The sequence below is a fragment of the Telmatospirillum sp. J64-1 genome (assembly GCF_006980715.1).
Classification (GTDB): domain Bacteria; phylum Pseudomonadota; class Alphaproteobacteria; order Rhodospirillales; family Magnetospirillaceae; genus Oleiliquidispirillum; species Oleiliquidispirillum nitrogeniifigens.
In genome coordinates this window covers 65880-82563 of sequence record NZ_SBHN01000012.1, presented here as the reverse complement: position 1 = coordinate 82563, position 16684 = coordinate 65880, and the positions used below count along the sequence as shown (strand labels likewise).

Sequence of the window (16684 nt, the reverse complement as noted above, 5' to 3'; positions counted from 1 at the left end):
CCATGGCCCGCGTCAAGGAAGACTATCGCAGCCTGAGCGGCCCCGAGAAGGCAGCCATCCTGATGCTGTCGCTGGGCGAGGAGCATTCCGCCAAGCTGTTCGCCCTGATGGATGACGAGGAGATCAAGGAGATCTCCCAGATCATGTCCGGGCTGGGCACCATTTCCTCCAATCTGGTCGAACGCCTGTTCGTGGAATTCGCCGACCAGATTTCCTCGACCGGCTCGCTGGTGGGGTCGTACGACAGCACCGAACGCCTGCTCATGCGCTCGCTGCCCAAGGACCGCGTCGAGATGATCATGGAGGAAATCCGTGGTCCCGCCGGCCGCACCATGTGGGACAAGCTGGGCAACGTGAACGAGGCGGTGCTCGCCAATTACCTGAAGAACGAATATCCCCAGACCGTCGCCGTGGTGCTGGCCAAGATCAAGGCCGACCATGCCTCGCGCGTGCTGGCCCTGCTGCCCGAGAATTTCGCCATGGAAGTCATCATGCGCATGCTGCGCATGGAGGCGGTGCAGAAGGAAGTTCTGGACGGCGTCGAGAAGACGCTGCGCACCGAATTCATGTCGAACCTCGCCCGCACCGCGCGCCGCGATGCCCACGAACTGATGGCCGACATCTTCAACAACCTGGACCGCAACGCCGAGAACCGCTTCATGAGTGCGCTGGAGGAACGCAACCGCGAATCCGCCGAGCGCATCAAGCAGCTCATGTTCACCTTCGAGGACCTGGTGCGCATCGACGCCCAGGGCATCCAGACCCTGCTGCGCAGCGTCGAGAAGGACAAGCTGGCGATTGCGCTGAAAGGCGGTTCGGACGCGGTCAAGGACCTGTTCTTCAAGAACATGTCCGAACGTGCCGGCAAGATGCTGCGCGAGGACATGGAAGCCATGGGTCCGGTCCGTCTGCGCGACGTGGACCAGGCGCAGAGCGCCATCGTCGTCATGGCCAAGGAACTGGCCGCCAGCGGTCAGATCGTGATCTCGGAAGGTCGCGAAGAAGACGAACTCATTTACTAGTCCCTAGGCCCGATAGATGCCAGCGATCCGCAAGTTCCTGTTCGACCACGATTTCGACGCCCCGCCCCCGGCGAAGGCGGCGGAGGTCCCTGCCGCCGAGGCGCAGGCCGCGGAAGAGCCGGAAGAGGAAGAATACCTGCCGCCGCCGCCGACCTTCAGCGAGGAGGAACTGGCCGCCGCGCGCGAACAATCCTTCGAGGCCGGGCGCCAGGCCGCATTGCAGGAGGCCGCAGCTTCGGACGAGCGCATGCTCGCCCAGGCCATCGCCGGACTGGCCCAGGCCCTGGAGCAGATCGAGCGCCAGCAGAAAGAGGCCAACCAGCGCATCGCCGAGGACGCCGCCCGCATCGCCGTGGCCATCACCCGCAAGGTGCTGCCGGCCACTGCCGAGCGTGCCGCCACGGACGAGATCGAAGCCCTGGTCGCCGAATGCATTCCCCACCTGCTGGATGAGGAGCGGATCGTCCTGCGCGTCCCTCCCCCGCTGGTCGAGGAGATGCGCCAACGGATCGAGGCCGTGACCGAGATGTCCGGCTTCGAGGGTCGCATGGTGGTGGCCGCCGATTCCCGTCTTGCCGGCAGTGACTGCCGCGTGGAATGGACCGATGGCGGCGCAGACCGTTCGCTGGAACGGCTGTGGCGCGAAATCGACGCCGTAATTGAAAAATCCTTTGCCGAAGCCGAGCGGCCGCAGATGCAGCCGGCTGAAACATTGCCCGCCTAGGAGAGCCGCTTATGGGTGACAAGGACTTCCAACTCAACGAACTGGGGGCTCAGATGGAAGAGCAGAGCGACATCCCCGACACCCCGCGCTCTTCGCGGGACCTCGAGGCCGTCTACGACATCCCGGTCCAGGTCTCGGCCGTGCTGGGCAAGGCCACCATGCAGGTCAACCAGCTGCTGAAGCTGGGCCGTGGCGCCGTGGTCGAACTGGACCGCAAGGTCGGCGAGGCCATCGACATCTATGTCAACAACCGTCTTGTCGCGCGCGGTGAGGTCGTGGTGGTGGAAGACCGCCTCGGCGTCACCATGACCGAAATCATCAAGACCGACCGGAGCTGAGCCGATCATGGCCGATGGCGGCGAGCAGATCCGGGTCGAGCCGATTCGGGTGCGGGGCATCAAGGCCCGCACCGGCTTGGACCTTGCCACCGTCGTCGGGCTGGGCGGCGGCCTGCTGCTCATCGCCATCGCCATCACCCTCGGCGGGTCGCCGGGCGCCTTCATCGACATCCCGGCAGTGCTGATCGTCATCGGCGGCACCCTGGCGGTGACCACCGTCAGCTTCTCGCTTACCGAAATGGCGCGCACGATCGGCGTTCTGGGCAAGACGGTGCGCTACCAGACCCGCGATCCGGCCGAGGCGGCCATCACCCTGGTGCAGATTTCCGAAGGCCTGCGCAAGAACCACAACGGCCTTCTCGGGCTGCAAGGGGTGATCGACGGATTGGGCCGCGAGCCCTTCCTGCGCAAGGGCTTGGGGATGATCCTCGACGGCACCTCGCCGGAAGAGGCGGAACTCATCCTGCGCCGCGACATCCAGTCCACCATCAGCCGCCACCACCGGGCCGCCGGAGTGCTGCGCCGGGCCGCCGAAGTGGCCCCGGCCATGGGCCTGATCGGCACCCTGATCGGGCTGGTGCAGATGCTGAGCAACCTGCACGACCCGTCCAGCATCGGCCCGGCTATGGCCGTGGCGCTGCTGACCACCTTCTACGGCGCCATCCTCGCCAACATGGTGTTCTCGCCCCTGGCCTCGAAGCTGGAGCGCAACACCGCCGACGAAGTACTCGTCTACCAACTCTACGTTCTGGGCGTGGTCTCCATCGGCCGCCAGGACAATCCCAGGCGGCTGGAAATGCTGCTCAACAGCACCCTGCCGCCCTCCAAGCGTATCGCCTATTTCGATTGACCGGTTCGAAGGAAGAGAGACGCTCATGCGACTGCTGATCATCGGATCGCTGGAAGGACAGATCGGCGCCGCCAGCCAGATCGCCATGGCGCGCGGCGCCAAGGTGACCCATGCCGGGGACGTGATCTCGGGGCTGGATGTGCTGCGCGGTGCGGGCGCCGACCTGGTGATGGTCGATGTCCGCTGCGACATCAAGCAGTTGATCGACAGCCTGGCCAGCGAGCGTATCAGCATTCCCGTCGTGGCCTGCGGCATCGCCAACGATGCCACCGCCGCCGTGCGCGCCATCAAGGCCGGGGCCAAGGAATACATCCCGCTGCCCCCCGATGCCGAACTGATCGCCGCCGTGCTCCAGGCGGTGACCGAGGAAAGCCATCAGCTCGTCTTCCGCGACCCGCGCATGGGCCAGGTCCTGCGTCTGGCCGAACAGGTCGCGCCCAGCGACGCCTCGATCCTGATCACCGGCGAATCGGGCACCGGCAAGGAGATCATGGCGCGCTTCGTCCATCGCAAGAGCCGCCGCTCCAAGGAACGCTTCGTCGCCGTCAACTGCGCCGCGATCCCCGAAAACCTGCTGGAATCGGAATTGTTCGGCCATGAGAAGGGCGCCTTCACCGGCGCCGTGGCCCGGCGCATCGGCAAGTTCGAGGAAGCCAATGGCGGCACCCTGCTGCTCGACGAGATCAGCGAGATGGACCCGCGCCTGCAGGCCAAGCTGCTGCGCGTGATCCAGGAAAAGGAACTCGACCGGGTGGGCGGCAACCAGCCGGTCAAGGTCGATGTGCGCCTGATCGCCACTTCGAACCGCAATCTGGAAGAGGAAGTGCGCAAGGGCACCTTCCGCGAGGATCTCTATTTCCGCCTCAACGTGATGAATCTCGAGATCCCTCCGCTGCGCGAGCGTCCGCTGGACATCATCGCCCTGGCCGACCACTTCGCCCGCAAATTCGCGGACATGAACGACCTTCCCCAGCGCAGCCTGTCCGAAGAAGCCCGCGCCCTGCTGCGCCGCCATGGCTGGCGCGGCAATGTCCGCGAACTGGAGAATACCCTGCACCGCGCCGTGCTGCTGGCCTCGGGCGACCAGATCGGCCCCGAGGCCATCATGCTGACCGGCTCCCAGCCGACCGCCGCTTCGGCCCCGGCCGCCCAGGCCGCCAGCCCGGCGGCCACCGGCCCCGAGGCGGACATGCGCGCCCGTCTGGTCGGGCGCACCGTGGCCGACGTGGAGCGCGACCTGATCATCGACACCCTGCATCACACGCTGGGCAACCGCACCCATGCCGCCAACATCCTGGGCATTTCCATCCGCACCCTGCGTAACAAGCTGAAGCAGTACATGCAGGAAGGCTTCGACGTTCCCCATCCCGGCGAAGCCGACCGGGCAGCCCTGTAAGGAGACGCTAGTTCATGTCCGAGACAGGTGCCGGATCGGGGGGAATGGCCTCGGTGGGTCAAGGTATCCTAGACAAGCTCAACGCCGTATCCAAACGCGGCGACCTGGCGCTCGCCTTGGGTGTGATGACCATCCTGACCGTGCTGATCCTGCCGCTGCCGACTTGGCTGCTGGATTTCAGCCTGGCGCTGTCGATCACCTTCTCGGTGCTGATCCTGATGACGGTGCTGTTCATCGAGAAGCCGCTGCAATTCAGTTCCTTCCCGACGATCCTGCTGATCGCCACCCTGCTGCGCCTGGCCCTGAACCTGGCCTCGACGCGCCTGATCCTGTCCCAGGGCCATACCGGCACCGACGGCGCGGGCAAGATCATCGAAGCCTTCTCGGGCTTCATCATGGGCGGCAACTTCGTCATCGGCATCATCGTCTTCGGCATCCTGGTGATCGTGAACTTCATGGTCATCACCAAGGGCTCGACCCGTATCGCCGAGGTCTCGGCCCGCTTCACCCTGGATGCCATGCCGGGCAAGCAGATGGCTATCGACGCCGACCTGTCCGCCGGCATGATCGACGAAGAAGGCGCCCGCGCCCGCCGCAAGGAACTGGAAGGCGAAAGCTCCTTCTTCGGCGCCATGGACGGTGCCTCGAAATTCGTGCGCGGCGATGCCGTGGCCGGCCTGCTGATCACCTTCATCAACGTCATCGGCGGCATGATCATCGGCATGGCGCAGAACGGCATGAACTTCGGCGACGCCGCCGAGACCTATACCCGCCTGACCGTCGGTGACGGCCTGGTGTCGCAGGTGCCCGCCCTGATCGTCTCGGTCGCCGCCGGTATCCTGGTGACCAAGGCAGGCATGACGGGCGCCACCGACAAGGCGCTGATCGGCCAGATCTCCGCCCATCCCAAGACCCTGGGCATGAGCTCCTTCCTGATGCTCACCCTGGCGATGGTGCCGGGCATGCCGGCGATGCCCTTCCTGATCCTGTCCGCCGCCACCGGGGCCGGCGCGTTCTTCCTGATGCAGCGGGAAAACAAGCTGGCGCTCGAACAGGAAAAGTCGGGCATCGAACAGACCCAGCAGCTTCCCGTCGCCGAGGAACCCATCGCTGCCGCTCTGAAGATCGACAGCCTGCGCCTGGAACTGGGTTACGGCCTGCTGACCATGGTCAACACCTCCCACGGCCAGCGCCTGACCGACCAGATCAAGTCCCTGCGCCGCGCCCTGGCCGCAGAGCTGGGCTTCGTCATGCCCGCCGTGCGCATCCAGGACAACATGCAACTGGCGGCCAACACCTATGTGATCTACGTCAAGGAGGTCGAAGCCGGACGCGGCGACCTGCGTCCGAACATGCTGCTGGTCATGGACCCCCGCGGCGAGGAGATCACCTTGCCCGGCGAGGCCACGCGCGAACCGACCTTCGGCCTGCCGGCCATGTGGATCGACGCCACCAACCGCGAGGAAGCCCTGTTCCGCGGCTATACCGTCGTCGACCCGCCGACCGTCATCACCACCCACCTGACCGAGGTGGTGCGCGACAACATGCCCGACCTGCTGTCCTATGCCGAAACCCAGAAGCTGCTCGATGAGATGGACCGGGAGCACCAGAAACTGGTCTCTGATCTCATCCCCTCGCAGATTTCCCTGGGTGCACTGCAGCGCATCCTCCAGAACCTGCTGGGCGAGCGTATTTCGGTGCGCGACCTGCCGACCATCCTGGAAGGGATTTCCGAAGCCTGCGGCCATACGCGCAACGTAATGCTAATTACTGAGCATGTACGATCCCGTCTCGCCCGGCAGATCAGCGATGCCAATACCGGCATGCAGGGCTTCATTCCGTTGGTCACACTGTCACCGGAATGGGAACAGGCCTTCGCCGATTCGCTGGTCGGCCAAGGGGAGGAACGTCATCTCGCCATGTCGCCCAGCCAGTTGCAGGATTTCATCAATCGGGTCCGCCAGACCTTCGAGCGCTTCGCCATGCAGGGCGAAACGCCGGTACTGTTGACCAGTCCGCTGGTGCGCCCCTATGTCCGCTCGATCATCGAGCGCTTCCGCCCGGTCACGGTGGTGATGTCTCAGAACGAGATCCACCCCAAGGCCAAGATCAAGACTCTGGGGCAGATCTAAGCCATGCGCCTGAAGTCCTACACCGCGCCCAGCATGGCCGAGGCCATGCAGATGGTCAGGCAGGAACTGGGAGAGGACGCCATCATCGTCTCGACCCAGCGCGCTGCCGGCGCCGCAGGCGTGCGCATCACCGCCGCCCTGGAAGCCCAGGCCCCGGAAGCGGCGCTGTTCGACCTGCCGGGGGGCGGCGAGGATCTTTGCGAACACCGCCTGCGCCATGCCCTGGCCGAACATGGCGTACCCGAGCGGCTGATCGAGCGGCTGGCGCTTTCGGCCCGCGACGCGGCCCTGACCGACCCCACCCTGTCCTGTGCCGCCGCACTGGAGGCGGGATTCGCCTTCGCACCTCTGCCCGAGCACGGATCGCCCCGGCCCTTCATGCTGGTCGGCCCGCCCGGCGCCGGCAAGTCCATCGCGGTTGCCAAGCTGGCCGCGCGCTCGGTCCTCAAGCACCGCAAGGTCGGCATCATCACCACCGACGGAATGCGCGCCGGGGCTGTCGAGCAATTGGCGGCCTTCACCCGCATCCTGGAGATCGATCTGGTCTCGGCGCGGGGGCCGGAGGCCTTGCAGCGCGCCGTCGAGGAAGCCGCGGCCAGCTTCGATCTGGTCTTCATCGACAGCCCCGGCTTGAATCCCTTCAAGCGAAGCGATATGGATTACTTGGCGGCCATGATCGAGGCGGCCGACGTGGAGCCCATCCTGGTTCTGCCCGGCGGCGGAGATCCTCTCGAAGCAGCCGAGATCGCCGATTGTTTCGCCACGATCGGCGCCACCCGGCTGTTCGGCTCGCGCCTGGACACCACCCGCCGCGTCGGTGCGCTGGTTACAGCCGCCGAAGCCGGCCAGCTGATCTTCTGCGATGTCAGCGTCAGCCCGCATGTGGCCAGCGGCCTGTGTCCGGTCACGCCTGTCGCGCTCGCACGCCTTATCTTGCCGCCCGAACCCGAGCAGCAGGACAACGATAACCAGTTCTGGACGGAACCCTCGGCATGACAATCCCTTCGGCACCTATTCTGGCTCCGCGCCCGACGCAACGCGCCAAGGGCCGTAACGTCATCGCCGTCGCTTCGGGCAAGGGAGGCGTCGGCAAGACCTGGTTCTCGATCACCCTCAGCCACGCTTTGACCCGGGCGGGGCAGCGGACCCTACTGTTCGACGGCGACCTGGGTCTGGCCAATGTGGACATCCAGCTCGGCCTGATGCCCAAATACGATCTTGGCAGCGTGGTCGCGGGACGCCTGACGCTCAATCAGGCCATGACCACCCATCCCGAAGCGGGCTTCGACATCATCGCCGGACGCTCGGGCTCGGGCACGCTGGCCAATATCCCGCTGTCGCGCCTGCAGATGCTGGGCGACGATCTGGCCCTGCTGGCCGCCGGCTACGACCGGGTGGTGCTGGACCTGGGCGCGGGCGTGGAAAAGACGGTACGCCAGCTGGCCGAACATGCGGGGACGATCCTGGTGGTCACCACCGACGAACCGACCTCGCTGACCGACGCCTATGCCTTCATCAAGGTCACCCATATCGAACGGCCCGGCACCGACATGCGGGTGGTGGTCAACATGGCCAATTCCACCCGCGAGGGCGAGCGCATCTATCATACCCTGCTGAAGGCCTGCGAAGGCTTCCTGAAGATTTCCCCGCCCCTGGCCGGTGTGATCCGCCGCGACCTCAAGGTCCGCGACGCCATCCGCAACCAGACGCCGCTTTTGATCCGTTCCCCCAATTCCGAGGCGGCCGCCGATGTGGAGGCCTTGGCCGAGCGCCTGCTCGCCAGCCTGCGCTGAGCTCCATGACATGAGCCCCATGACATGAGCACGGTGCAGCTTCCGCCGTCTCCTCCCGTTCCCGCCCCCGGCGCAACGCCGGGCGGAACGACGGTGGTGCTGCCCGATCCGCCCCCGTCCGTTGCCCGGCTGCAAGTCGGTGCGCAATTGCTGGCCCTGGTCGCGGCCATGTCCGCCCGGGGGCTCGCGCATCTGAGCAGCGAGCAGCATGGCGAGATGTCCCTGCGCCTGCCCCAGCCCCTGCCCGAGGGCAGCAAACTGGCCCTGCAAGTCGTTTCCCAGGCGCCCAGCCAGACCGTGCTGCGCATCGCCGCCGTCAATGACCGGCCCGTCGGGCCTGCCGGTCTGCCTCCGCTGCCGCTCCGCGCTCCCGCGTCTCCGGCAGCGAACCCGACCGTACCGGCGCCTCACACTTCAGCACCGGCAGCGGCACCGACGCAGAGTGCACCCACGCCCGCCCCTTCCCCACAGGGGCTGACGGCCTTGCTGCTGCGCCCTGCCCCCGCTCCCGGCATGCCGGTCTTGCCGGTCGGGACCATCCTGACCGTCCGCATCGCCGCCCTCCAGCCGCCGCCAGCGGGCAGTCTCGCGCCGCAGCCGATTCCCACGACCGGCAGCACCCCTTCCCTGCCCACGATGCAGCCGACGACGCCCCTGCCGAATACGCCCGGCCCCGCCATACCTGTCACACCCACATCCGGCACGCCTGGGACACCGGGTGCGGCCGTGCCGGGCTTGGCCTTGGGCGGAACTCCCGTTGGCGCGACGGTGCCCGCCGCGCCCCAGGCGCAGGCCCCCATGCCCCAGCTTCCCCCCGGCCAAGCCCTGCCGGGACAGGGTCCCGCCGGTCAGGCGCAGCCCGTCCTGCCGTCCCTGCCCCCGGTCCTCGGCGGAACGGTCGTGGCCGCGCCGCCCGGCGGATCGGCGGTGGTGGAGACGCCGCTGGGCATGGTGCAGATCGCCGCCACCGGCTTGCGGCCCGGCACCACGATCACATTGGAGATGGCGGGGCTGCCGCTTCCGCCCGGTGCCGCCGCGCCGTCTCCCGCACCGCTGGCCCCTGCCCCCTGGCAGGCCCTGCAAACGATGCTGACGGCCCTGCGCAGCACCGATCCCGCCGCCGCCCAGGCACTGGCCCAGGCCCTGCCGCAGCCCGGCCCGCGCATGGCAGCAGCCATGATTGCCTTCGCCGGTGCCCTGCGCAGTCCCGAACCGCGCCGCGCCTTGGGCAATGCCCTGGGCGAAAGCCTGCTGCGCGAGATCCGACCGGAGGGAATGCGCGCCCTGGCAACGGAATTCGACGAGATGGCCCGGCAAGCGGACCGCCCTGCCGGCGACTGGCGCGTCACCACCCTGCCGCTGCTCAACGGCCAGACCATCGAGCCCATCCGCCTTTACCTGCGCCGCCCGGCGGACGAGAACGAGGACCAGCCCTCGGGCGAAGCCGACAGGGGCATGCGTTTCGTGCTCGACCTCACCCTGTCGCGGCTGGGACGGCTGCAACTGGACGGGCTGTTCAAGCGCCAGGCCCGCCGCTTCGACCTGATCCTGCGCAGCGGCAACGCCCTGCCCGAGGAGATGCGGCGCGAGATCATGGCTATCTTCACCGGCACCTGCGATGCCTTGGGCCTAGTCGGCAGCGCCGGTTTCCAGCCCGGAGGCCGCTTTGCCGACCTGCCCGCTCCTCCCGCCGCCACACCCTTGGGCGAAGGAGTCCTGGCATGAACGGCCCCGGCATCCGGCGCGGCCTGCTGGCCACGGCGACCAATCCCTCGGCCCGGCTGGATTACGTCGTGACCCTGGCAGGCAGCCTGCCCGGCCCCTGCCCGGCGCGGCTGCGGCTGCGCTACGTCCCCGACCGCCTGATCCTGCGCCCCACGGCCCTGCCGCCTTATCTCGAACATCTCGGCGGCATGGGCTGGGACAGCCTGGAAGCCGCCGCCGCCATCTTGCTCGATGACGTGATGGACGAAACCGTGGCGCGCTGGGTGCAAGTACGCCTGACGGCGGAGAATCCCGCCTGCGGCCATTGCGTCCTGATCGAGGATCGTCATCCCCGCTGGGACAACGCTCCTCTTCTCGCCCGGTTGGGAGAAGAGTAGAAACACCGCCATGAGCGGTTTTTACGATCCCAAAGGCTATTATGCGGTGCTCGGCCTGACGCCGAAGGCCCGGCCGGAAGAGATTCAGGCCGCCTATCGCCGGCGCGCCAAGGAACTCCATCCCGACCGCCGCGACGGAGGAGATGCCGAAGCCTTTACCAGATTGGGCGAGGCTTATACCGTGCTGCGCGATCCCAAGAGCCGCGCCCAGTACGACGCCCTGTCGCCATCCACCAAGCCACCGCCCGCCGATGGCCTGTCCTGCCGCTGCTGCGGCAAGATCTCGGCCCAGCCGCGCTATGTGATCTTCCAGAAAGTGCGCAGCTTCCTGCTGTTCAGCCGCCGCGAAAAGATCGCTGGCATCTTCTGCCGCGACTGCGCCGACCGGACCGCCTTGCAGGTCAGCGCCATGACATGGGCCTGGGGATGGTGGTCGCCGGTCGGCCCGTTCCTCAGCCTGTGGGCCCTGCTGGACAGCCTGGGCGGCGGCGAGAAGCCCCGGCGGGAAAATGCCGTCCTGCTGCTCCGCCTAGCCCGCCACTTCCAGGCGCGCGGCGAGATACATCTCGCCCGGTCCGCCGCCCTTCAGGCGCGGACCTTCGCCCGGGGCGAGCAGGCGCGCGAGGCCGAAGCCCTGTTGGCCGCCCTGCCGGACACGGGCCCGCGCCTGAAGGACCGCTGGCACCGCCCCGGCCTGACCATGTGGCTCCTGGCCCTGCCGCTGGTGGCGATGGTCGGCCTGTGGTCCTACGGCATATCGCTGTGGCTGGTGCCGCTGTTCTCTCCGTCTCCCCAGCCAGACGCGGCCCTCGCCGCCCGCTCCGACATCGTGCCGCCCCGTCCCGGCGAGATCCGCCACGTCCAGGCAACGGAATTGAAGCTGCGCCAGCTTCCCGTCGACCATGCCGCCATGGTGGCCCTGCTCGACCGCTTCACCACCGTCCAGGTCATCGACCGCACCAGCGACCCGGAATGGGTGCAGTTGCGCAGCGCCAGCGGGGCGGTGGGCTATGCACGGACCCGCCATCTGGGCGAAGGCGACGGGTGGAGGCCGCGCCGCCGCTGGTGCGCCGAGAATCGCGGCCAGCCCCCGTTCAACGGCCAGATCCTGCTGCGCCGGGGCAGCGGCGACCACCGCCTGCAGATTGCCAACCCCATGCCGCATGATGCCGTGGTAAAGTTGCGTACACAGGCCGGTCACACTATTTTGTCGGCCTATGTCGCGGCAGGCCGGACCGTCCTGCTGACCGGCATTCCGGAGGGGGCCCACCGCATCGCCTTTGCCACCGGCGAAGTCTTCAGCGAAGCCTGCAGTCTCTTCCTGACCGACATGCGGGCCTATGCCCTGCCCGGCCTGCTGGTCTTCCAGGCCGGCCGCACCGATACCCGCTCCAGCGTCATGCTGTCCCTGACCCTGACGCCGCCGGGCGAAGGTCCCGGCCAGCCGCGCCCCTACGACCCGGCGCGATTCGCCGAGGATGGCTAGGAAATTACCGCCCGAAGGCATTTTACCGTGGAAATACGGTGAAACCTTCTGATATTACACTGCCAACGCTAGATATTGGCTATAGCTACGAGAGTTCCGGATCATGAGCAACCTGCGAGAAGAACGCGTCCTGAGTGTCCACCACTGGACCGACACCCTGTTCAGCTTCACGGCCACCCGTGATCCGTCCTTCCGCTTCCAGAACGGACAGTTTGCCATGATCGGCCTGCAGGTTGAGGACCGTCCGATCATGCGCGCCTACAGCATGGTCAGCGCCAATTACGAAGAGACGCTGGAATTCTTCAGCATCAAGGTGCCCAACGGTCCCCTGACCTCGCGCCTGCAGCATCTCAAGGAAGGCGACACCATCCTGGTCGGCCGCAAGGCCACCGGCACGCTGGTCCAGGACAGCCTGCTGCCCGGCCGCACCCTCTATCTGCTGTCCACCGGCACCGGCCTGGCGCCCTTCATGAGCATTATCAAGGACCCCGACGTCTACGAGCGCTTCGAGCGCATCGTCCTGACCCATACCTGCCGCTATGTCTCGGAGCTGGCCTACAGCGATTTCATCACCAAGGAACTGCCGAACAACGAATTCTTCGGCGATGCGGTGAAGGAGAAGCTGGTCTACTACCCCACCGTCACCCGCGAGGACTTCCGCAACCAGGGCCGCATCACCGACCTGATCAGCAACGGCAAGATCTTCCAGGACCTGGGCCTGCCCGAACTGGACCGCGAGCACGACCGCGTCATGCTCTGCGGCAGTCCGGCCATGCTGGCCGATACCCGCGCCCTGCTGGAAGAAAAGGGCTTCGAGGAAGGCAGCCACAACAAGCCCGGCCATTTCGTCATCGAGAAGGCCTTCGTCGAGCAGTAAGCACGGCGGCGGAACGAGAAAAAGGCGGGCTTTTCAGCCCGCCTTTTTTATTTTCAGGGCTCCGCCCAAGCCCGCTGGGGCCTTAGGCCCCAGACCCCGAAAGGTTGTGCCTTTGGTCCGCCCCGTCCTTCGAGACGGCCGCTATGCGGCCTCCTCAGGATGAGGCTAATTCCTTAATCTTATCACCAAGATACCCCTCATGCTGAGGAGGGCCGCAGGCCCGTCTCGAAGCATGGGCAAGCGCTCAGTCTCTTTTAAAAGGAAAGGGCTCCAAGGGCCGAGGCCCTTGGCGGGGCTGGGCAGAGCCCAGAAAACCTCCTATCCCCGCATCCTTTGACGGCGCATCGGCGCGGGCAGGGAATCCTCCTCGTCGAACAGCGAGGTCAATTGCTTGAGCATGGTCCCGCCCAGTTCCTCGGCATCCATGATGGTGACGGCGCGGCGGTAATAGCGGGTCACGTCGTGGCCGATGCCGATGGCGACCAGCGAAACCGGCGACGAGGTCTCGATCCAGTCGATGACGTCGCGCAGATGCTTTTCCAGATAGTTGCCGGGATTGACCGACAGGGTGGAATCGTCCACCGGCGCACCGTCCGAAATCACCATCAGGATGCGGCGCTGCTCGGGGCGGGCGATCAGGCGCTGATGCGCCCACAGCAGGGCCTCGCCGTCGATATTCTCCTTCAGCACGCCTTCGCGCAGCATCAGGCCCAGATTGCGGCGGACCCGCCGCCAGGGCGCGTCGGCGCTTTTATAGATGATGTGGCGCAGGTCGTTGAGGCGGCCTGGATTGGGCTTCTTGCCCTCGCTCAGCCACTTCTCGCGCGACCGGCCGCCCTTCCAGGCGCTGGTGGTGAAGCCCAGGATTTCCACCTTCACGCCGCAGCGCTCCAGGGTGCGGGCCAGGATGTCGGCGCTCATCGCCGCCACGGTGATGGGGCGGCCGCGCATGGAGCCGGAATTGTCGATCAGCAGCGAGACCACCGTGTCGCGGAAGTCGGTCTCGCTTTCCTGCTTGAAGGACAGCGAATGCAGCGGATTGGCGACGATGCGCGCCAAGCGGCTGGCATCCAGCATGCCTTCTTCCAGGTCGAAGGACCAGGCACGGGTCTGCTTGGCCATCAGGCGGCGCTGCAGACGGTTGGCCAAGCGCGAGACGACGCCTTGCAGGTGGAAGAGCTGCTGGTCGAGCTGGGCACGCAGCCGCTGCAATTCCTCGGGATCGCAGAGATCGGCGGCATCCATCACCTGATCGAAGGCGGTGGTATAGGCGCCATAGACCCTTTCCTGACCGTCCAGGCCGTGCTGGGGCATGGAGGAACGCTGGCGGGACGGCCCGCCCGGCTCTTCCGTGCCTCGGCCTGGGACCATCATGTCCTCGCCTTCACCGTCATCCTCGCCCGTGCCGTCGCTTTCGGCGGCGGCGGACGAATCCATGCCCGCCTGGCTGTCGCCGGAGGTGGACTGGCTCTGCTGCTGTTCCTGTTCGCCGCCGCTCTCGCCCTCCGCGCTTTCCTCGCCTTCCTGGCTTTCCTCTTCCTCCTCCATCTCCGTTTCCTGCTCGGCCAGATCGAGGGCGGCCAGCAGGTCACGCAGGGCGATGTCGAAGGCTTCCTGGTCGTCGAGGCAATCGCGCAGCACGTTCAGGCGCCGTCCCAGGCGCGGTTCCAGGTCGCCCCGCCACAGATCGAGCAACGGCTTGGCCGATTCGGGGGCGGGCTGATCCAGGAAGCTCTCGCGCGCCAGTAGGCGCAGCACCTCGGATAGCGGCGCGGCATCGCGCGAGGTGGCGCGGTCGTAGCCTTCGGCTTGGCAGCGCAGGTCCACCGCCTCGGCGATATTCGCGGCGACACCGGCCCAGCGGCGGGCACCCAGGGCCTCGACCCGGGCCTGTTCGATGGCGTTATAGACGTCGCGCGCATCCCGCCCCGCCGGCATGCGGCGGGCATGGGTGCTTTCGTCGGTATAACGCATGCGCAGGGCCAGGGCATCGGCGGCACCGCGCAGACGGACCAGTTCATCGGGACGCATATCGCGCGGCGGCGCCGGCAGGCGGGCCTCCTTGCCATGGCCGCCGGGCGGACCGGCGACGAAGGCGACCTCGACCTCGGCCTTGCCCGACAGGGCACGCAGGGCCGAGGCGGTGGCGCGCTTCACCGTTTCCGTGGGACCGCCCTCGCGGACCAGGCCGCCATGCCGGAGATTGCTGCCGCTCATGCGTCCCCCGTTACAGCAAGGCGCTGGCGGCAGGGCTTTCCGGCAGTTCCTTGCCGAAGCAGCGCTGATAGTATTCCGCCACGACCGGACGCTCGACCTCGTCGCATTTGTTGAGGAAGGTCAGGCGGAAGGCGAAGGCGACATCGCCGAAGATGCGGGCGTTCTCGGCCCAGGTCAGCACGGTGCGCGGCGACATCACCGTCGAGATATCGCCGTTGATGAAGCCGTTGCGGGTCATGTCGGCAAGGCTGACCATGGCGCTGATGGTCTCGCGGCCTTCCTTGCTCTCATAGCCGGGCTGCTTGGCCAGGATGATTTCGACCTCGGCGTCGTGCTCCAGATAGTTCAGGGTCGCGACGATGTTCCAGCGGTCCATCTGGCCCTGGTTGATCTGCTGGGTACCGTGATACAGGCCCGTCGTGTCGCCCAGCCCCACCGTATTGGCGGTGGCGAACAGGCGGAAGGCGGGATGCGGACGGATCACCCGGTTCTGGTCGAGCAGCGTCAGCCGCCCTTCCACTTCCAGCACGCGCTGGATGACGAACATCACGTCCGGACGGCCGGCGTCGTATTCGTCGAAGACCAGGGCGCAGGGATGCTGCAAAGCCCAGGGCAGGATGCCTTCACGGAATTCGGTGACCTGCTTGCCCTCGCGCAGGACGATGGCGTCCTTGCCCACCAAGTCGATACGGCTGACATGGCTGTCCAGGTTGATGCGGATGCAGGGCCAGTTCAGGCGCGCGGCGACCTGTTCGATATGGGTGGACTTGCCGGTGCCGTGATAGCCCTGGACCATGACGCGGCGATTGAAGGCAAAGCCGGCAAGGATGGCCAGGGTGGTGTCGCGGTCGAAGCGATAGCTCGGATCCAGATCCGGGACATGCTCGCTACCCTGGCTGAAGGCGGGTACCTCCAGGTCGCTGTCGATGCCGAAGGTCTGGCGGACCGACACCTTGATATCAGGCATCGCCATCGGATTGTCGGAGGCAAGAGGAGTCGTGCTGGCTTGCGTCATATTCTTTTCCGCAGAAGTGTCGGGGGCCAGGGGGCGGAGCCCGGCCGGGATCGCGTGGGAGCCCTAGTCATTTAGGGTCTTGAGGAGAAGATTGTAGGCCTGGCCGATCTGCTTGAACCGCTCTTCGGCCGCCTTGTCTCCTCCGGTCACGTCCGGATGGTAGAGCTTGACCAGTTCGCGGTAGCGCAGACGCAGTCCCGCCAGGGTCAGCGGCGGTTCCAGGTCCATCACCGCCATGGCATCCTCTTCGGCGGTGCGGGGACGCTTGGGCGGCGGTGGCGGCGGCTTTTCGTGGCCGCTGGCGAAATCCTCGAAAATGTTGAAGGGATCACGCACCCGGGCCCGCCAGATACGCTCGCGCTCGCTGGCGGTCTTCGCGCCCAGAGGCCAGGTCGGCCGCTGCCAGGTGGTATCGTGGCGGAGCTGCGCCTCGATCTCCTCGGCATTCATGCCGGCATAGTAATTCCAATTGGCATTATAGGCGCGCACGTGATCCAGGCAGAACCAGTAATACTCGTTCAACCGGTCGCGCCCCTTCGGCGCGCGGTATTCACCTGCTCCTGCGCAACCCGGATGATCGCAAGCTCGTGTTTCTGGCTTGGGGGCATCCCAGCGCTTCCAATTATGACGTGATTGGGCCTTCATAATGGGACACTATGAAGTTTCGCGGGAATGCTGGCAAGCCGTCTCCGCCGCGGACTTGCTGCCTTTTCCGAACACGATTCATTATGC

15 protein-coding genes are annotated in these 16684 nt (G+C 66.5%); 12 read left to right on the top strand and 3 right to left on the bottom strand.

Annotation, left to right across the window (positions count from 1 at the left end; translation table 11 throughout):
• Positions 1 to 2: 2 nt before the first annotated feature.
• The 12 genes from fliG (at position 3) to EPD66_RS12750 (ending at position 12720) form a co-directional block, all read left to right on the top strand.
• Positions 3 to 1022 carry a flagellar motor switch protein FliG gene (fliG, locus tag EPD66_RS12805; protein ID WP_142848909.1) on the top strand — a complete coding sequence of 340 codons (1020 nt, stop codon included), beginning with the start codon at positions 3 to 5 and terminating at the stop codon, positions 1020 to 1022.
• A 16-nt stretch (positions 1023 to 1038) separates the two neighbouring features.
• Positions 1039 to 1746, top strand: coding sequence for a FliH/SctL family protein (locus EPD66_RS12800; RefSeq protein ID WP_142848908.1), 708 nt, complete (start codon positions 1039 to 1041; stop codon positions 1744 to 1746).
• 11 nt (positions 1747 to 1757) lie between these two features.
• Positions 1758 to 2084, top strand: a complete 327-nt coding sequence (fliN, locus tag EPD66_RS12795; protein WP_142848907.1) for a flagellar motor switch protein FliN — start codon at positions 1758 to 1760, stop codon at positions 2082 to 2084.
• A 7-nt stretch (positions 2085 to 2091) separates the two neighbouring features.
• The gene (locus EPD66_RS12790) at positions 2092 to 2934 is read left to right on the top strand and encodes a motility protein A (RefSeq protein WP_142848906.1); all 843 of its coding nucleotides are present in this window, start codon (positions 2092 to 2094) and stop codon (positions 2932 to 2934) included.
• Positions 2935 to 2959: 25 nt separating this feature from the next.
• Positions 2960 to 4330 carry a sigma-54 dependent transcriptional regulator gene (locus EPD66_RS12785; RefSeq protein ID WP_142848905.1) on the top strand — a complete coding sequence of 457 codons (1371 nt, stop codon included), beginning with the start codon at positions 2960 to 2962 and terminating at the stop codon, positions 4328 to 4330.
• Between the two features lie 14 nt (positions 4331 to 4344).
• Complete coding sequence (gene flhA, locus EPD66_RS12780) at positions 4345 to 6462, top strand: flagellar biosynthesis protein FlhA (protein ID WP_142848904.1); 2118 nt, start codon at positions 4345 to 4347, stop codon at positions 6460 to 6462.
• 3 nt (positions 6463 to 6465) lie between these two features.
• Positions 6466 to 7458 (top strand): GTP-binding protein, encoded by a 993-nt coding sequence (locus tag EPD66_RS12775; protein ID WP_142848903.1) that lies wholly within the window; start codon positions 6466 to 6468, stop codon positions 7456 to 7458.
• Complete coding sequence (locus tag EPD66_RS12770; protein WP_142848902.1) at positions 7455 to 8255, top strand: MinD/ParA family protein; 801 nt, start codon at positions 7455 to 7457, stop codon at positions 8253 to 8255. The genes EPD66_RS12775 and EPD66_RS12770 overlap by 4 nt, the downstream gene beginning before the upstream one ends.
• A 24-nt stretch (positions 8256 to 8279) precedes the next feature.
• Complete coding sequence (locus EPD66_RS12765) at positions 8280 to 9980, top strand: hypothetical protein (protein ID WP_142848901.1); 1701 nt, start codon at positions 8280 to 8282, stop codon at positions 9978 to 9980.
• On the top strand, positions 9977 to 10357 hold the full coding sequence (locus tag EPD66_RS12760; protein WP_142848900.1) for a hypothetical protein: 381 nt from the start codon (positions 9977 to 9979) through the stop codon (positions 10355 to 10357). The genes EPD66_RS12765 and EPD66_RS12760 overlap by 4 nt, the downstream gene beginning before the upstream one ends.
• A 10-nt stretch (positions 10358 to 10367) precedes the next feature.
• On the top strand, positions 10368 to 11843 hold the full coding sequence (locus tag EPD66_RS12755) for a DnaJ domain-containing protein (protein ID WP_142848899.1): 1476 nt from the start codon (positions 10368 to 10370) through the stop codon (positions 11841 to 11843).
• A gap of 103 nt (positions 11844 to 11946) precedes the next feature.
• The gene (locus EPD66_RS12750) at positions 11947 to 12720 is read left to right on the top strand and encodes a ferredoxin--NADP reductase (protein WP_142848898.1); all 774 of its coding nucleotides are present in this window, start codon (positions 11947 to 11949) and stop codon (positions 12718 to 12720) included.
• Between the two features lie 318 nt (positions 12721 to 13038).
• Here EPD66_RS12750 and cobT read toward each other — a convergent pair whose 3' ends face one another.
• The 3 genes from cobT to EPD66_RS12735 all read right to left on the bottom strand — a co-directional run bounded on the left by cobT (position 13039) and on the right by EPD66_RS12735 (position 16474).
• A complete protein-coding gene (cobT, locus tag EPD66_RS12745) occupies positions 13039 to 14937 on the bottom strand; it encodes a cobaltochelatase subunit CobT (protein ID WP_142848897.1) in 1899 nt (632 codons plus the stop codon).
• 10 nt (positions 14938 to 14947) lie between these two features.
• Positions 14948 to 15952, bottom strand: a complete 1005-nt coding sequence (gene cobS, locus EPD66_RS12740; protein WP_142848896.1) for a cobaltochelatase subunit CobS — start codon at positions 15950 to 15952, stop codon at positions 14948 to 14950.
• 63 nt (positions 15953 to 16015) lie between these two features.
• Positions 16016 to 16474: a J domain-containing protein gene (locus EPD66_RS12735; RefSeq protein ID WP_255448469.1), complete on the bottom strand. Its 459-nt coding sequence runs from the start codon at positions 16472 to 16474 to the stop codon at positions 16016 to 16018.
• Between the last annotated feature and the right edge of the window lie 210 nt (positions 16475 to 16684).

Coding starts and splice junctions, on each gene's coding strand:
- fliG (WP_142848909.1), top strand. CDS start 3: ATGGCCCGCGTCAAGGAAGACTATCGCAGCCTGAGCGGCCCCGAGAAG.
- EPD66_RS12800 (WP_142848908.1), top strand. CDS start 1,039: ATGCCAGCGATCCGCAAGTTCCTGTTCGACCACGATTTCGACGCCCCG.
- fliN (WP_142848907.1), top strand. CDS start 1,758: ATGGGTGACAAGGACTTCCAACTCAACGAACTGGGGGCTCAGATGGAA.
- EPD66_RS12790 (WP_142848906.1), top strand. CDS start 2,092: ATGGCCGATGGCGGCGAGCAGATCCGGGTCGAGCCGATTCGGGTGCGG.
- EPD66_RS12785 (WP_142848905.1), top strand. CDS start 2,960: ATGCGACTGCTGATCATCGGATCGCTGGAAGGACAGATCGGCGCCGCC.
- flhA (WP_142848904.1), top strand. CDS start 4,345: ATGTCCGAGACAGGTGCCGGATCGGGGGGAATGGCCTCGGTGGGTCAA.
- EPD66_RS12775 (WP_142848903.1), top strand. CDS start 6,466: ATGCGCCTGAAGTCCTACACCGCGCCCAGCATGGCCGAGGCCATGCAG.
- EPD66_RS12770 (WP_142848902.1), top strand. CDS start 7,455: ATGACAATCCCTTCGGCACCTATTCTGGCTCCGCGCCCGACGCAACGC.
- EPD66_RS12765 (WP_142848901.1), top strand. CDS start 8,280: ATGAGCACGGTGCAGCTTCCGCCGTCTCCTCCCGTTCCCGCCCCCGGC.
- EPD66_RS12760 (WP_142848900.1), top strand. CDS start 9,977: ATGAACGGCCCCGGCATCCGGCGCGGCCTGCTGGCCACGGCGACCAAT.
- EPD66_RS12755 (WP_142848899.1), top strand. CDS start 10,368: ATGAGCGGTTTTTACGATCCCAAAGGCTATTATGCGGTGCTCGGCCTG.
- EPD66_RS12750 (WP_142848898.1), top strand. CDS start 11,947: ATGAGCAACCTGCGAGAAGAACGCGTCCTGAGTGTCCACCACTGGACC.
- cobT (WP_142848897.1), bottom strand. CDS start 14,937: ATGAGCGGCAGCAATCTCCGGCATGGCGGCCTGGTCCGCGAGGGCGGT.
- cobS (WP_142848896.1), bottom strand. CDS start 15,952: ATGACGCAAGCCAGCACGACTCCTCTTGCCTCCGACAATCCGATGGCG.